The sequence below is a fragment of the Streptomyces sp. MB09-01 genome (assembly GCF_033794505.1).
Classification (GTDB): Bacteria; Actinomycetota; Actinomycetes; order Streptomycetales; family Streptomycetaceae; genus Streptomyces.
This window is the reverse complement of sequence record NZ_JARAYQ010000223.1, coordinates 1-13,864: the sequence shown is the minus strand read 5'-3', so window position 1 is coordinate 13,864 and position 13,864 is coordinate 1. Positions and strand designations below refer to the sequence as shown.

Genomic DNA, 13,864 nt, shown 5'->3' with positions numbered 1-13,864 from the left:
GGGCGGCGGTGCATGCGGGCGGCCGCGGCGCCGCCCCCATCGGCGCCGCGGCCGCCCGCATGCACCGCCGCCCCCCGGGTGCCCCGAGCCACCCGGGCGGCTACCGAGAGCTCTCCGGCCGCGAGGTCGAGGTCCTGCGCCTCGTCGCGGAGGGCCAGTCCAACAAGGCCATCGGCGTCTCGATGGGCCTGTCCGCCCTGACCGTCAAGTCCCACCTCGCCCGGATCGCCCGCAAGCTGGGCACCGGTGACCGCGCCGGAATGGTCGCCGTGGCGCTGCGCACCGGGATCATCCACTGAGCGCCGGGCGGAGCTCCCGGATAACCTCCCCCGGACTCCGTCCGGGGGAACCTCCGGGGATACCCCCGGAAAACTCCCCGCATACTGCCCGCGCCCGTCGCCGGAACGTTCCGGCGACGGGCGCGTCGTATACACGGATACCCTTGACCGGTGACCGACGCCCAAGAGACCGCAGCAGACCTGCGCACCACCACCGGGGGCGGCCCCCCGGACGACGTCGTTGTTCCGCCCGGTGGGGTGCCGATTCCGTTGCTGGAGCCCCGCGAGGGGATCCCGCCGGTGGTCGCCGACGCGGACGCCCTCGCCGAAGTGGTCGCGGCCTTCGCCGCGGGCACCGGCCCCGTCGCCGTCGATGCCGAGCGGGCCTCCGGATACCGCTACGGCCAGCGCGCCTACCTGGTGCAGCTGCGCCGCGAGGGTGCGGGGTCCGCGCTGATCGACCCGGTGGGCTGCCCCGACCTGTCCTCGCTGGGCGAGGCCCTGTCCGGCACCGAGTGGATCCTGCACGCCGCCACCCAGGACCTGCCGTGCCTGCGCGAAATAGGCATGGTGCCCACCTCCCTCTTCGACACGGAGCTGGCCGGCCGCCTCGCCGGCTTCCCCCGGGTCGGACTCGGCGCGATGGTCGAGAGCGTGCTCGGGTACGCCCTGGAGAAGGGCCACTCCGCCGTCGACTGGTCCACCCGCCCGCTCCCCGAGCCGTGGCTGCGCTACGCCGCTCTGGACGTGGAACTGCTGGTGGACCTGCGGGACGCGCTGGAGAAGGAGCTGGACCGGCAGGGCAAGCTGGACTGGGCCCACCAGGAGTTCGACGCCATCGCCTCCGCCCCGCCCGCACCGCCCCGCAAGGACCCCTGGCGCCGTACGTCCGGCATGCACAAGGTGCGCCGGCGCCGTCAGATGGCGGTCGTTCGGGAGCTGTGGGAGTCCCGGGACCGGATCGCGCAGCGGCGCGACGTGTCGCCGGGCAAGGTGCTGGGCGATGCCGCGATCGTCGAGGCGGCCCTGGCCCTGCCCGCGAACGTGCAGACCCTGTCCGCGCTGCCCGGCTACGGGCAGCGGATGGGCCGGCGTCAGCTGGACCAGTGGATGGCCGCCGTGGACCGGGCGAAGGCACTGCCCGAGAACGAGCTGCCGCAGCCGGGGGCGACCCCGGCCGGTCCGCCGCCGCCGCGCTCCTGGGTGGACAAGGACCCGGCCGCCGCGGCCCGGCTGTCGGCGGCCCGTACCGCGGTCTCGGCCCTGGCGGAGGCGCTCAACCTGCCCCAGGAGAACCTGATCACCCCGGACACGGTCCGCCGGCTGTGCTGGGAGCCGCCGCAGCGGCTGGACGCGGACACCGTGGCGCAGGCCCTGGCCGGCTACGGCGCCCGCGCCTGGCAGATCGAACAGGTGACCCCGGCCCTGGTCACGGCCCTGGCGGCCACCGCCTGACCTGCCGATCCGCCGAAGCGTGCGCGGGGTCCTCACTCCAGGGGAGTGAGGGCCCCGTCCTCACTCCAGGGGAGTGAGGGCCCCGTCCTCGTCCCTGGAGAAGCTGCCCGTGGTCATCCCCTCGACCTTGCCGTGCTTGAGCCAGTGCTCGGACATGGTGTGCAGGTCCTTCGCCACGCGCTCCCAGGGCGCCTGGTGCCCCGCGCAGGCGATCCGGAACATCAGCTTCTTCGGCCCGGGGATGGCCTTGTACAGCTCGGGAACCGAGAAGTACAGCAGGCCCAGGTCCGGTGAGGTGTTGACGATCGAGTCGTGCTCGCCGTAGACGATGCACACCGGCACCTTGTCGCCCAGCACGCCGCGCAGCGGCACGGTGTCCCGGTTCCAGCCCCACCAGTACGAGTTCCGGATACGGTTCAGCCCCTCCGGGGAACCGGGCACCGTGCCGCCCCAGTTGGAGCCGACCGGGTCGGCCTCCATCATCGCCTTCCAGACGACGTCGACCATGTCGTCCTCGCGCTGGTTCGGGCACTTCAGGTCCTTGCGCCATGAGAGGTCGAGCCCCGGCTTGGTCCCGACGCTCATCGGGAAGTTGAAGCCCGCACCGGACACCGGCAGCGGCACGGGTGCGCCGAATTCCGTCCCGGCCTTGCTCGCCCTGCCCTTCGGCGGGAAGATCGGCGCCAGCAGGAACAGGCTCCGCACCTTGTCGGGGTGCTGGATGGCGTAGGGCCCGAGTTGCTGGGCGGCCGCGGACCAGCCGATGAGGTCGACCTTCGTGGCACCCGTGGTCTTGAGGACGAACTTGACGACCGTGTCGACCTCGTCCCAGTCGCTCGCGGAGTTGTTCAGCTGCGCGGCGTACTCCGGCCCGCCCGTGTAGATCTCGGCGTTCGGGTTCGGGACGAGGAGCTTCTGCTGGGCCTCGGTGGGCTGGACATTGTGCGGGTCGGTCATCTTCGGCCGGGTGGACAGGCCGGATCCCTGGAGCTCCATCACGTAGACGTCGTACTTCGCCTTCGCGAGCTCCTCGGCCCAGCTGTACTTCTTGTGCTGCAGGTCGAAGCCGGCCACGGCCGGCGCGCTCCGGCCGTGCAGCATCAGGACGGGTCTGCGGGGGCCGCCGTGTGGCGTGCGGCGCTCCCGGACGAAGAGTTTGACGAGCTCCCCGGCGTTCGCCGGGATGGTCGACTTGTGCTCGACGTAGTGGTCCTTGGTCTCGATCGGTGCCTCGGTGAGGACAGTCGACGCCATTGCGGCGCTCCGTTCCGTCGGTCGGGCCCGAGGTGGTCGCCCGGGCGTGCCCAGGTTCGGCGCGGTCCGGTGGGCGAGGCCGTGGACGTGGCCGTGGCGGGTCGCGGTGCGACCCGATCGGGTAGCGGCGGTCGCTCCGATCGGACGGGCGCGCGGAAGGGGCGCACAGGTTCGGGAGTGTGACCTTCGCCGCTGTTCGGGGAGGGGGTGTGCACGTCGGTTACCGACAAGTAGCATGGCCGGGTGAGCGGGCGCTCAGTGATGGGCCGCCCCCGCGCAGCAGTGCACACCCGCACCTGGAGGAGAGCCAACGTGCCTCGTACCGTCAGGGACGTCGTCTTCGTCGACGGCGTCCGCACCCCGTTCGGCAAGGCGGGCCCGAAGGGCATCTACCACGAGACCCGCGCCGACGACCTCGTCGTGAAGGCGATCCGGGAGCTGCTGCGCCGCAACCCGGACCTGGACCCCGCGAAGATCGACGAGGTCGCCATCGCCGCGACCACGCAGATCGGCGACCAGGGCCTCACGCTGGGCCGTACGGCCGGCATCCTCGCGGGCCTCCCGCAGTCCGTCCCGGGGTACTCCATCGACCGCATGTGCGCCGGCGCGCTGACCGCCGTGACCGCCGTCGCGGGCGGTGTGGCCTTCGGTGCGTACGACGTCGCCCTCGCCGGCGGTGTCGAGCACATGGGCCGCCACCCCATGGGCGAGGGCGTGGACCCGAACCCGCGTTTCGTCTCCGAGAAGCTGGTCGACGAGTCCGCCCTGTTCATGGGCATGACCGCCGAGAACCTGCACGACCGGTACCCGACGATCACCAAGCTCCGCGCCGACGAGTACGCCGTGCGCTCGCAGGAGAAGGCCGCCAAGGCGTACGCCGACGGCAAGATCCAGCAGGACCTGGTCCCGATCTCGGTGCGCAACACCAACGAGGCGGCCGGTGAGACGGGCTGGGGCCTGGTCACCACCGACGAGCCGATGCGCCCGGGCACCACGCTGGAGAACCTGGCCGGCCTGAAGACCCCGTTCCGTACGCACGGCCGGGTCACCGCGGGCAACGCCGCCGGTCTCAACGACGGTGCCACCGCCGCGATCATCGCGTCCGAGGACTTCGCCCGGGAGAACAACCTCCCGGTCAAGATGCGCCTCGTGTCGTACTCCTTCGCGGGTGTCGAGCCGGAGGTCATGGGCTACGGCCCGATCCCGGCCACCGAGAAGGCCCTCGCCCAGGCCGGCCTGTCCATCGAGGACATCGGCCTGTTCGAGGTCAACGAGGCCTTCGCCGTGCAGGTGCTGGCCTTCCTGGAGCACTACGGCATCGCCGACGACGACGCCCGCGTGAACCAGTACGGCGGCGCCATCGCCTTCGGTCACCCGCTCGCCTCCTCGGGCGTGCGCCTGATGACGCAGCTGGCCCGTCAGTTCGAGGAGCAGCCGCACGTCCGCTACGGCCTGACCACCATGTGCGTCGGCTTCGGCATGGGCGCCACGGTCATCTGGGAGAACCCGCACTTCACCGCCGAGGGAGACGCCAAGTGAGCACCACCGCCGAGCTCCTGAAGGGTGCGGCCGAGCTGTTCCCGGACGAGGTCGTCACTTCCGCGCACGTCCGTCACCTGGACCTGCCGTTCGGCGCCGGGCGCTTCGCGCTCATCACGCTGGACAACGGCTTCGACCACACCAAGCCGACCACCTTCGGTCCGCAGTCCCTCGCCAACCTGAACACGGCGATCGACCAGGTCGAGCAGGAGGCCCTCGCGGGCTCCATCGTCGGCGCGGGCATCACCGGCAAGCCGTTCATCTTCGCGGTCGGCGCCGACCTCAAGGGTGTCGAGCTGCTGAAGAAGCACGACGAGGCGCTCGCCATCGGCAAGGGCGGCCACGACGTCTTCAAGCGCCTCTCCGCGCTCGCGGTCCCGACCTTCGCCTACTACAACGGCGCGGCGATGGGCGGCGGCGTCGAGGTCGGCCTGCACTGCACCTACCGCACCGTCTCGAAGGCCATCCCGGCCTTCTCGCTGCCCGAGGTCTTCCTCGGCCTGGTTCCGGGCTGGGGCGGCTGCGCCATCCTGCCGAACCTGATCGGCGCGGACCGCGCGGTCTCGGTGATCATCGAGAACTCGCTCAACCAGAACAAGCAGCTGCGCGGCAAGCAGGTCTTCGACCTGGGCATCGCGGACGCGCTGTTCGAGGGTGCGGACTTCCTGGAGCAGTCCCTCATCTGGACCTCGAAGGTCCTGAAGGGCGAGACCGAGGTCGTACGCGCCGAGATCGACCGCGCCGAGGGCTGGGACGCGGCGGTCGCCCGCGGCCGCGCCATCGCGGACTCCAAGGTGCACGGGGCGGCTCCCGCCGCCTACCGCGCGCTGGAGATCATCGAGGCGGCCAAGGACGGCGACCTGCAGAAGGGCTTCGACGCCGAGGACACGGCCCTGGCCGACCTCATCATGGGCGGCGAGCTGCGCTCCGGCATCTACGCCTTCAACCTGGTCCAGAAGCGCGCCAAGCGCCCGGCCGGTGCCCCGGACAAGTCCCTGGCCCGTCCGGTCACCAAGGTCGGCGTCGTCGGCGCGGGCCTGATGGCCTCGCAGCTGGCGCTGCTCTTCCTGCGCCGCCTGGAGGTGCCGGTGGTCCTCACCGACATCGACCAGGAGCGCGTGGACAAGGGTGTGGGCTACGTCCACGCCGAGATCCAGAAGCTGCTCGGCAAGGGGCGCATCAACCAGGACAAGGCCAACCGCCTGACCGGGCTGGTCTCCGGTGTCCTGGACAAGGCCGAGGGCTTCGCGGACGCGGACTTCATCATCGAGGCCGTGTTCGAGGAGATGTCCGTCAAGCAGAAGGTGTTCGCGGAGGTCGAGGCGGTCGCCCCGGCGCACGCGATCCTCGCCACCAACACCTCCTCGCTGTCGGTGTCGGAGATGGCCTCCAAGCTCCAGCACCCGGAGCGCGTGGTCGGCTTCCACTTCTTCAACCCGGTCGCGATCCTCCCGCTGCTGGAGATCGTCCGCGGCGAGCAGACCGACGACGCCTCGCTGGCCACGGCCTTCGGCGTCGCCAAGAAGCTGAAGAAGACCGCGGTCCTCACCAAGGACGCCCCGGCGTTCGTCGTGAACCGCATCCTGACCCGCTTCATGGGCGAGATCCAGAACGTCATCGACGAGGGCACCCCGGTCGTCACGGCGGAGAAGGCCATCGAGCCGCTCGGCCTGCCGATGTCCCCGCTGGTGCTCCTGGAGCTCGTCGGCCCGGCGATCGGTCTGCACGTCTCCGAGACCCTGAACCGCGCCTTCCCGGAGCGCTTCACGGTCTCGCCGAACCTGGCGGCCGTCGTCAAGGCCGGCAAGCGCGGCTTCTACGTCTACGACTCCGGCAAGCCGGAGCTGGACCCCGAGGTCGCCGCCCTCCTGGTGCAGGGCGACTCCGTCCTGACGGAGGAGCAGGTCCGCGACCGCGTCCTGGACGCGGTGGCGCAGGAGATCGGCCTGATGCTGGAGGAGGGTGTCGTGGCCGAGGCCCAGGACATCGACCTCTGCCTCATCACCGGTGCCGGCTGGCCCTTCCACCTGGGCGGCATCACGCCGTACCTGGACCGCGAAGGCGTCTCGGAGCGCGTGAACGGCAAGAAGTTCCTCGCTCCCGGCCTGGCGAGCGTCCCGGCCTAGTCCGGGTCGCGGACGGGCATTCCACGGCCTGGCCCGCCCCCTTCGGGGGGCGGGCCTCGGCCATTCGAATATCTGTCTAAGATTCACCCCCATGACGGAAACGCACGCGCGGCCCAGGCGCCGCCGACGCCGCATTCTGCGGATCACCCTGCTGCTGGTCGCCGTGCTGATCCTGGGCGCGGCCGGTGCCGGCTGGTGGACGTACAGCCACCTCAACGGCAACATCGACAGCGTCGACCTGGATCAGGCGATCGGCGACAACCGGCCCAAGAAGGTGGCCGCGAACGCACAGAACATCCTGGTGCTCGGCTCCGACTCACGGGCCGGCGCCAATGCCGGTCTCGACCACGGCGATGTCAGCGGCGCCCGTTCGGACACCGCGATGCTGGTGCACATACCCGAGGGCCGGGCCAAGGCGACCGCGGTGAGCATCCCCCGCGACACCCTCATCACCCGGCCCGAGTGCAAGGACCGCGCCGGCAAGACCGTGCCGTCCGCGAAGCGGGTCATGTTCAACTCCGTCTACTCGCTCGCCGGTCCGGCCTGTGTGGTCAACACGGTGGAGCAGCTGTCCGGGGTCCGCGTGGACCACTTCGTCGAGGTGGACTTCGCCGGCTTCAAGGGCCTGGTGGACGCGCTGGGCGGGGTCACCGTCACGCTGGACAAGCCGATGAGCGGTGCCAAGGGCGGCCTGAAGCTGGACGCCGGCACGCACCGCCTGAACGGCACGGACTCGCTCAAGTTCGTCCGTACCCGCTACGGCTACGGCGACGGCAGCGACCTCGGGCGCATAGGCCTGCAGCAGCAGTTCATGCTGGCGATGCTGTCCGAGATCAAGAAGCAGGACGCCCTCGGCAACCCGGCGCGGCTGTACAAGCTCGCGGACGCCGGGACCAAGTCGCTGACCACCGACTCCGACCTCGCCTCGCTCACCGCGCTGTCCGACTTCGCGCAGAGCATGAAGGGCGTGAACCCGGACACGATGGAGACGATCATGCTGCCGGTCGCCTACGACAAGGTGGACCCGAACCGCGTGGTCGTGGCCGAGCCGCAGGCCACCCAGCTGTGGGACGCCCTGCGCAAGGACGAGAAGGTCCCCGCCTCGGCGAAGGACTCCCCCGCCAAGGGCTGACGGGCCGGCGCACGCGGAAGCCGGCCGTACGGGTGACCCGTACGGCCGGCTTCCGTCGTTCCACCACTAGAACTTCGCGTCGGCGCCGACCTTGCCGAGGCGGCTGTGCGAGCGTCCGTAGAGGAAGTAGACGAAGATGCCGATCGCCATCCAGATGCCGAAGCGGACCCAGGTCTCGACCGGCAGGTTGAGCATCAGCCAGAGCGAGGCCGCGATCGACAGGATCGGGATCAGCGGCACCCACGGGGTGCGGAAGGCCCGGTGCAGGTCGGGGCGGGTCCGGCGCAAGATGATCACGCCGAGGGCGACGAGCACGAAGGCGAAGAGCGTGCCGATGTTCACCAGTTCCGCGAGCTTCTCCAGGCTGGTGAAGCCCGCGACGACGGCGATGACCACGCCGAGCAGGACGGTCGCCCGGTAGGGGGTGCGGTACTTGGGGTGGGTGACGGAGAAGACGCGCGGCAGCAGTCCGTCACGGCTCATCGCGAAGAACACGCGGGTCTGGCCGAGCAGCAGGATCATGCTCACGGTGATCAGGCCGACGGCCGCACCGAGACTGATGGCACCGGAGAAGAAGGGCTGGTTCACCGATTTGAAGGCTTCGGCCAGTGGCGCGGTCGGTGACATCTCCGTGTACTTCTGCATGCCGGTGACCACCAGCGTCACGGCGACGTAGAGCACGGTGCAGATCAGCAGCGAGCCGAGGATGCCGCGCGGCATGTCCCGCTGGGGGTTCTTGGTCTCCTCGGCCGCCGTGGCCACGACGTCGAAGCCGATGAAGGCGAAGAAGATGAGGGAGGCCGCGGTGAAGATGCCCATGACGCCGAAGTTGGTGGGCGCGTAGCCGAAGAGTACCTGGACCAGTGGCGCGTGCCAGCCGCCGCCCGCTTCCTGCGGCTGGGCCGGAGGGATGAACGGCGAGTAGTTGTCGGCCTTGATGAAGAACAGGCCGGCGACGATGACCAGCACGACCACGGTGACCTTGATGGCGACGACGATCGCGGTGATCCGCGCCGAGAGCTTCGTCCCGACGACCAGGATCGCGGTCAGCGCCAGGATCAGCAGGAAGGCCAGCAGGTCGAAGGTTCCTCCCGCGTCCGGTCCGGACAGCGCGGTGGGCAGGTCCCAGCCCAGGTTGGTGTGCATCAGGTGGCGCACGTAGCCGGACCAGCCGACCGCCACGACCGCGGTGCCGAGCGCGAACTCCAGCACCAGGTCCCAGCCGATGATCCAGGCGGGCAGCTCACCGATCGAGGCGTACGAGAACGTGTACGCGGATCCGGCCACCGGCACGGTGGACGCGAACTCGGCGTAGCAGAGCGCCGCGAGGGCGCAGACGACGCCCGCCGCCACGAAGGCGAGGGCGGTGGCGGGTCCGGCGTTGTTCCGGGCCGCGATGCCCGTGAGGACGAAGATGCCGGTGCCGATGATGACACCCACACCGAAAACCGTCAGGTCCCAGGCGGAGAGCGACTTTCGGAGCGCGTGTTCCGGCTCCTCCGTGTCACGGATGGACTGCTCCACCGTCTTGGTGCGGAAGGGGCTGTTCATATCCCTACTCACCGACGCACCTCCGAAACAGGTGTCGACGCACGCGAACGGGCCGGGAGGCCCACCCCTTCAAGGGTGATCTCCCGGCCCGTGACGTGCAACCGCGCGGCGATCTAGTGGCCGGTACCCGTCCTAGTCGACGGCGGCGGCCGGCTCGCTGTCGTAGCGCCCGTCCAGCTTCGCCACCAGGCCCGTGACCTGCCGCGCGATGTCCGGAGCGGTCAGCCCGATCTCGGCCATGACCTCCTTGCGGGAGGCGTGGTCGAGGAAGCGCTGCGGGATGCCGAAGTCGCGCAGCGGTACGTCGACGCCCGCGTCCCGCAGGGCCTGCGAGACGGCGGAGCCCACGCCGCCGGTGCGGCCGTTGTCCTCGACGGTGACGACCACGCGGTGGCGGTCGGCGAGCGGGGCCAGCGCCTCGTCCACGGGCTTGACCCAGCGGGGGTCGACCACGGTCGAGGTGATGCCCTGCTTGTCGAGCAGGTCGGCGATCTCCAGGCACATCGGGGCGAGCGCACCGACCGAGACGAGCAGTACGTCCGGACGGGTGACGTCGGCGCGCGGGGCGCGCAGCACGTCCATGGCGCCGACCTTGCCGACGGCCGGGACGGCCGGGCCGACGACGCCCTTGGAGTAACGGACGACGGTCGGCGCGTCCTTGACCTCGACGGCCTCGCGCAGCTGGGCGCGCAGCTGCTCGGCGTCACGCGGGGCGGCCAGGCGCAGACCGGGCACGACCTGCATGATCGACATGTCCCACATGCCGTTGTGGGAGGCGCCGTCGGTGCCGGTGACGCCAGCCCGGTCCAGGACGAAGGTGACCCCGCACTTGTGCAGGGCCACGTCCATCAGGACCTGGTCGAAGGCGCGGTTGAGGAAGGTGGCGTACACGGCGAAGACCGGGTGGGCGCCGCCGGTCGCCAGGCCCGCCGCCGAAGTGGCGCCGTGCTGCTCGGCGATGCCGACGTCGTAGATCCGGTCCGGGAAGGCGTCCGCGAACTTCTTCAGGCCGACCGGCTGGAGCATGGCCGCGGTGATCGCGACGATGTCCTTGCGCTCCTTGCCGAGCCTGACCATCTCGTCGGCGAAGACGGAGGTCCAGCTGGCGGCGTCGGTGGAGACGGGCAGGCCGGTGTCCGGGTGGATCGGGCCGATGCCGTGGAAACGGTCCGCCTCGTCCTGCTCGGCGTGGGTGTAGCCCCGGCCCTTCTGGGTGAGGCAGTGCACGATGACCGGGCCGCTGAAGCGCTTGGCGCGCTGCAGGGCCGATTCCAGGGCCTCGATGTCATGGCCGTCGATGGGGCCGATGTACTTCAGGCCCAGGTCCTCGAACATGCCCTGCGGGGCGATGAAGTCCTTGAGGCCCTTCTTGGCGCCGTGCAGGGTCTCGAAGAGCGGCTTCCCGACGACCGGGGTGCGCTCCAGGATCTCCTTGCCGCGGGCCAGGAAGCGCTCGTATCCGTCCGTGGTGCGCAGGGTGGCCAGGTGGTTCGCGAGGCCGCCGATGGTGGGGCCGTACGAACGCTCGTTGTCGTTGACCACGATGACCAGCGGGCGGTCCTTGGCGGCGGCGATGTTGTTCAGCGCCTCCCAGGCCATGCCTCCGGTCAGCGCGCCGTCGCCGATGACGGCGGCGACGTGGTGGTCCTCGCGGCCCAGCACCTCGTTGGCCTTGGCGAGGCCGTCGGCCCAGCCCAGCACGGTGGAGGCGTGCGAGTTCTCGATCACGTCGTGGTCGGACTCGGCGCGCGAGGGGTAGCCGGACAGGCCCCCCTTGGAGCGCAGGTTGCCGAAGTCCTGACGGCCCGTGAGCAGTTTGTGGACGTAGGCCTGGTGGCCGGTGTCGAAGAGGACCTTGTCCTTGGGCGATTCGAAGACCCGGTGCAGGGCGATCGTCAGTTCGACCACGCCGAGGTTGGGGCCGAGGTGCCCGCCGGTCTTGGAGACGGCGTCGACGAGGAAGGACCTGATCTCTGCGGCGAGCTGATCGAGCTCCTCCTGGCTGAGCCGGTCCAGATCGCGCGGTCCCTTGATGCGGGTCAGCAGCACCCGTGCCTCCTTGCAGTTGCTTGCTGGTCTGTCGAGTCTAATGTTCCGCTGCGCGGCGCGGTCATCGGGCCGTCCCGGCGGAGTCACACCTTTGTCATACATGTACGTACGACCGCACGGCCACACATCGCATACGGGCCCATACCCGCACAGGAATACCCGCACAGGTACGCACGGATGCCCGGCGCCACGTGAAGTGGCGCCGGGCACTGTGACCGGTCTTACCGCCGGATGCCGCTCCGGCGCACAGTCGGCCGCGCGGTCAGGCGCGTCCGGCCGTCTTCTGGGTCTTGCGCGTGATCGAGTCGATCACCACGGTGGTCAGCAGCACCGCACCGGTGATCATGTACTGGATCGGCGTCGCGATGCCTTCCAGTGCCAGACCGTACTGGATCGAGACGATGACCATGACGCCGAGGAGGGCGTTCCAGGTCCGGCCCCGGCCGCCGAAGAGGCTGGTGCCGCCGATGACGGCCGCCGCGATCACGTTCATCAGCAGGTCGCCGGCGCCGGCGCTCTGGTTGGCCGCCGCGATCTTGGAGGCCCAGAACAGGCCGCCGATGGCGGCGAAGGTGCTGGAGATCGCGAAGACCGTGATCCGGATCCGGGTGACGTTGATGCCCGCGCGGCGGGAGGCCTCGACGCTGCCACCCAGTGCGAAAACGTTTCGCCCGAAGGTCGTGCGGCGGAGCACGAAGTCCGTGACGACCAGGGCCAGCATGAAGAGCACCACCGCGAGCGGCAGACCCTTGTACTGGTTGAACACCACGGCGGGGCCGAAGGTGAACAGCGCGAGCAGCCCGGTGCGCAGCAGGATCTCGCCGAGCGGCCGGGTGGGCATCCCGGCGGCCCCGCGGCGCCGCGCATCGAGGAAGCAGGCGAGGAAGTAGCCGGCGACCGCGAGCGCGGCCAGCCCGTAGGCGACGGCCACGTCCGAGAAGAAGTACGTGGTCAGCTGGCCGACCACGCCGTCGGCGTCGATGTTGATCGTGCCGTTGCTGCCGAGGATCTGCAGCATCGCGCCCAGCCAGAACAGCAGGCCCGACAGGGTGACGGCGAAGGCCGGGGCGCCGATCCTGGCGAAGAAGAAGCCGTGGATGCAGCCGATCAGGGCACCGCCGGCCACGGCCGCCAGGATCGCCAGCCACTCGTTCACGCCGTGGGTGACGGCGAGGACGGCGACGATCGCGCCCGAGACGCCGCTGACCGAGCCGACCGAGAGGTCGATCTCGCCGAGCAGCAGCACGAAGATGATGCCGATGGCGATCATGCCGGTGGCGGTCATCGTGATCGCGATGTTGGTGAGGTTCTCCGGGGAGAGGAAGTTCGAGTTCAGCCCCTGGAAGATCGACCAGATGATGATCAGACCGATGACGACCGGCAGGGAGCCGAGGTCGCCGGCCTTCATCTTGCGCTTGAACTCGCCCACGTACCCGGCGAGGCCCTCCTCCCGGACGAGCAGGCGGGGGTCCACGGCCGGGATCGCGTCGTGAGCCGCCGCGGGGTTGACCGGGTCGATGTGCTCCTGCTGGCCGACGGGGCCCTTGCCCAGTGGACCGGTGGCAGGGTTCTGGGTGCTCACTTGCGGGCCTCCCCGGTGCGGGCCGCCCGGCGGGTCACGGCGTTGTCCGTGGCACCGGTGATGGCGGAGATGATCTCTTCCTGCGAGGTGTCGGCGACGTTGAAGACACCGTTGTTGCGGCCCAGCCGCAGGACCGCCACCTTGTCGGCGACGGCCTTCACATCGGCCATGTTGTGGCTGATGAGGATGACGGCGTGGCCGCGCTCGCGCAGGCGTTCCACCAGGTCGAGGACCTGTGCGGTCTGCTCGACGCCGAGGGCGGCGGTGGGCTCGTCGAGGATGACGAGCTGGGGCTCGCCCAGCATGGAACGGGCGATCGCCACGGTCTGGCGCTGACCGCCGGAGAGCGAGGCGATGGGGATCCGGACACTGGGGATCCGGATGGACAGGGTGGTCAGGAGCTCGCGGGCGCGGCGCTCCATCTCCACCTCGTCGAGGATGCCGAAGCTCTTGAGCTCACGGCCGAGGAAGAGGTTGCCGACGACATCGATGTTGTCGCACAGCGCCAGGTCCTGGTAGACCGTCGCGATGCCCAGGTTCTGGGCTTCGTGGGGCTTGGTGATGGAGACCGGACGGCCCTCCCACTCGATGACGCCGTCATCGATGGGGTGCACGCCGGCGATCGTCTTGACCAGCGTGGACTTGCCGGCGCCGTTGTCGCCCACCAGGGCGACCACCTCGCCGGAGTGGATCTCGAGTTCTACGTCGGTCAGGGCCTGAACGGCGCCGAACCGCTTCGAGACCCCTCGCAACGCCAGCACGGGCGCAGCGGACACATGAACCATCTCCTTCGCCGCCTGACCGGCGGGGATGTCGTGCAAAAGAGCAGGAGCGGGGCGAATGGGGGAACGTTTCTGCCCGGCGCCCCGCTCCTGCTCTTTTGCACGACATCCCCGCC

Annotated in this window: 10 protein-coding genes; 5 read left to right on the top strand and 5 right to left on the bottom strand. The window is 70.1% G+C overall.

Annotated features, from left to right (window positions below; genetic code table 11):
* Together PV721_RS33350 and PV721_RS33345 are read left to right on the top strand one after the other, a co-directional pair.
* The coding region (locus tag PV721_RS33350) for a helix-turn-helix transcriptional regulator (RefSeq protein ID WP_319730957.1) at positions 1-299 on the top strand (299 nt) is incomplete at its 5' end.
* Positions 300-449: 150 nt separating this feature from the next.
* A complete protein-coding gene (locus PV721_RS33345) occupies positions 450-1,733 on the top strand; it encodes a ribonuclease D (protein ID WP_319730955.1) in 1,284 nt (427 codons plus the stop codon).
* 60 nt (positions 1,734-1,793) lie between these two features.
* Here PV721_RS33345 and PV721_RS33340 read toward each other — a convergent pair whose 3' ends face one another.
* Positions 1,794-2,987: an alpha/beta fold hydrolase gene (locus PV721_RS33340; RefSeq protein WP_319730953.1), complete on the bottom strand. Its 1,194-nt coding sequence runs from the start codon at positions 2,985-2,987 to the stop codon at positions 1,794-1,796.
* 312 nt (positions 2,988-3,299) lie between these two features.
* On the opposite strand from PV721_RS33340, the gene PV721_RS33335 reads away from it, so the two are divergent.
* The 3 genes from PV721_RS33335 to PV721_RS33325 all read left to right on the top strand — a co-directional run bounded on the left by PV721_RS33335 (position 3,300) and on the right by PV721_RS33325 (position 7,784).
* Positions 3,300-4,526, top strand: coding sequence for a thiolase family protein (locus tag PV721_RS33335; protein ID WP_319730951.1), 1,227 nt, complete (start codon positions 3,300-3,302; stop codon positions 4,524-4,526).
* Positions 4,523-6,652, top strand: a complete 2,130-nt coding sequence (locus PV721_RS33330) for a 3-hydroxyacyl-CoA dehydrogenase NAD-binding domain-containing protein (protein WP_319730949.1) — start codon at positions 4,523-4,525, stop codon at positions 6,650-6,652. The genes PV721_RS33335 and PV721_RS33330 overlap by 4 nt, the downstream gene beginning before the upstream one ends.
* A 91-nt stretch (positions 6,653-6,743) precedes the next feature.
* The gene (locus tag PV721_RS33325) at positions 6,744-7,784 is read left to right on the top strand and encodes an LCP family protein (protein WP_319730947.1); all 1,041 of its coding nucleotides are present in this window, start codon (positions 6,744-6,746) and stop codon (positions 7,782-7,784) included.
* Between the two features lie 66 nt (positions 7,785-7,850).
* Here the strand turns inward: PV721_RS33325 and PV721_RS33320 are convergent, their stop codons facing one another.
* The 4 genes from PV721_RS33320 to PV721_RS33305 form a co-directional block, all read right to left on the bottom strand.
* Entirely contained in the window at positions 7,851-9,335 is a 1,485-nt protein-coding gene (locus PV721_RS33320; RefSeq protein ID WP_319730945.1) for an amino acid permease, read from the bottom strand.
* Between the two features lie 132 nt (positions 9,336-9,467).
* Entirely contained in the window at positions 9,468-11,384 is a 1,917-nt protein-coding gene (gene dxs, locus PV721_RS33315; RefSeq protein ID WP_319730943.1) for a 1-deoxy-D-xylulose-5-phosphate synthase, read from the bottom strand.
* Positions 11,385-11,646: 262 nt separating this feature from the next.
* Positions 11,647-12,936, bottom strand: coding sequence for a sugar ABC transporter permease (locus tag PV721_RS33310; RefSeq protein WP_416371237.1), 1,290 nt, complete (start codon positions 12,934-12,936; stop codon positions 11,647-11,649).
* Between the two features lie 26 nt (positions 12,937-12,962).
* The gene (locus tag PV721_RS33305) at positions 12,963-13,751 is read right to left on the bottom strand and encodes an ATP-binding cassette domain-containing protein (protein WP_319730941.1); all 789 of its coding nucleotides are present in this window, start codon (positions 13,749-13,751) and stop codon (positions 12,963-12,965) included.
* Positions 13,752-13,864: the final 113 nt, after the last annotated feature.

Bases quoted from the DNA above. Each gene is read 5' to 3' on its own strand.
- PV721_RS33340 (WP_319730953.1), bottom strand. From the start codon at position 2,987: ATGGCGTCGACTGTCCTCACCGAGGCACCGATCGAGACCAAGGACCAC.
- PV721_RS33325 (WP_319730947.1), top strand. From the start codon at position 6,744: ATGACGGAAACGCACGCGCGGCCCAGGCGCCGCCGACGCCGCATTCTG.
- PV721_RS33320 (WP_319730945.1), bottom strand. From the start codon at position 9,335: ATGAACAGCCCCTTCCGCACCAAGACGGTGGAGCAGTCCATCCGTGAC.
- PV721_RS33305 (WP_319730941.1), bottom strand. From the start codon at position 13,751: ATGGTTCATGTGTCCGCTGCGCCCGTGCTGGCGTTGCGAGGGGTCTCG.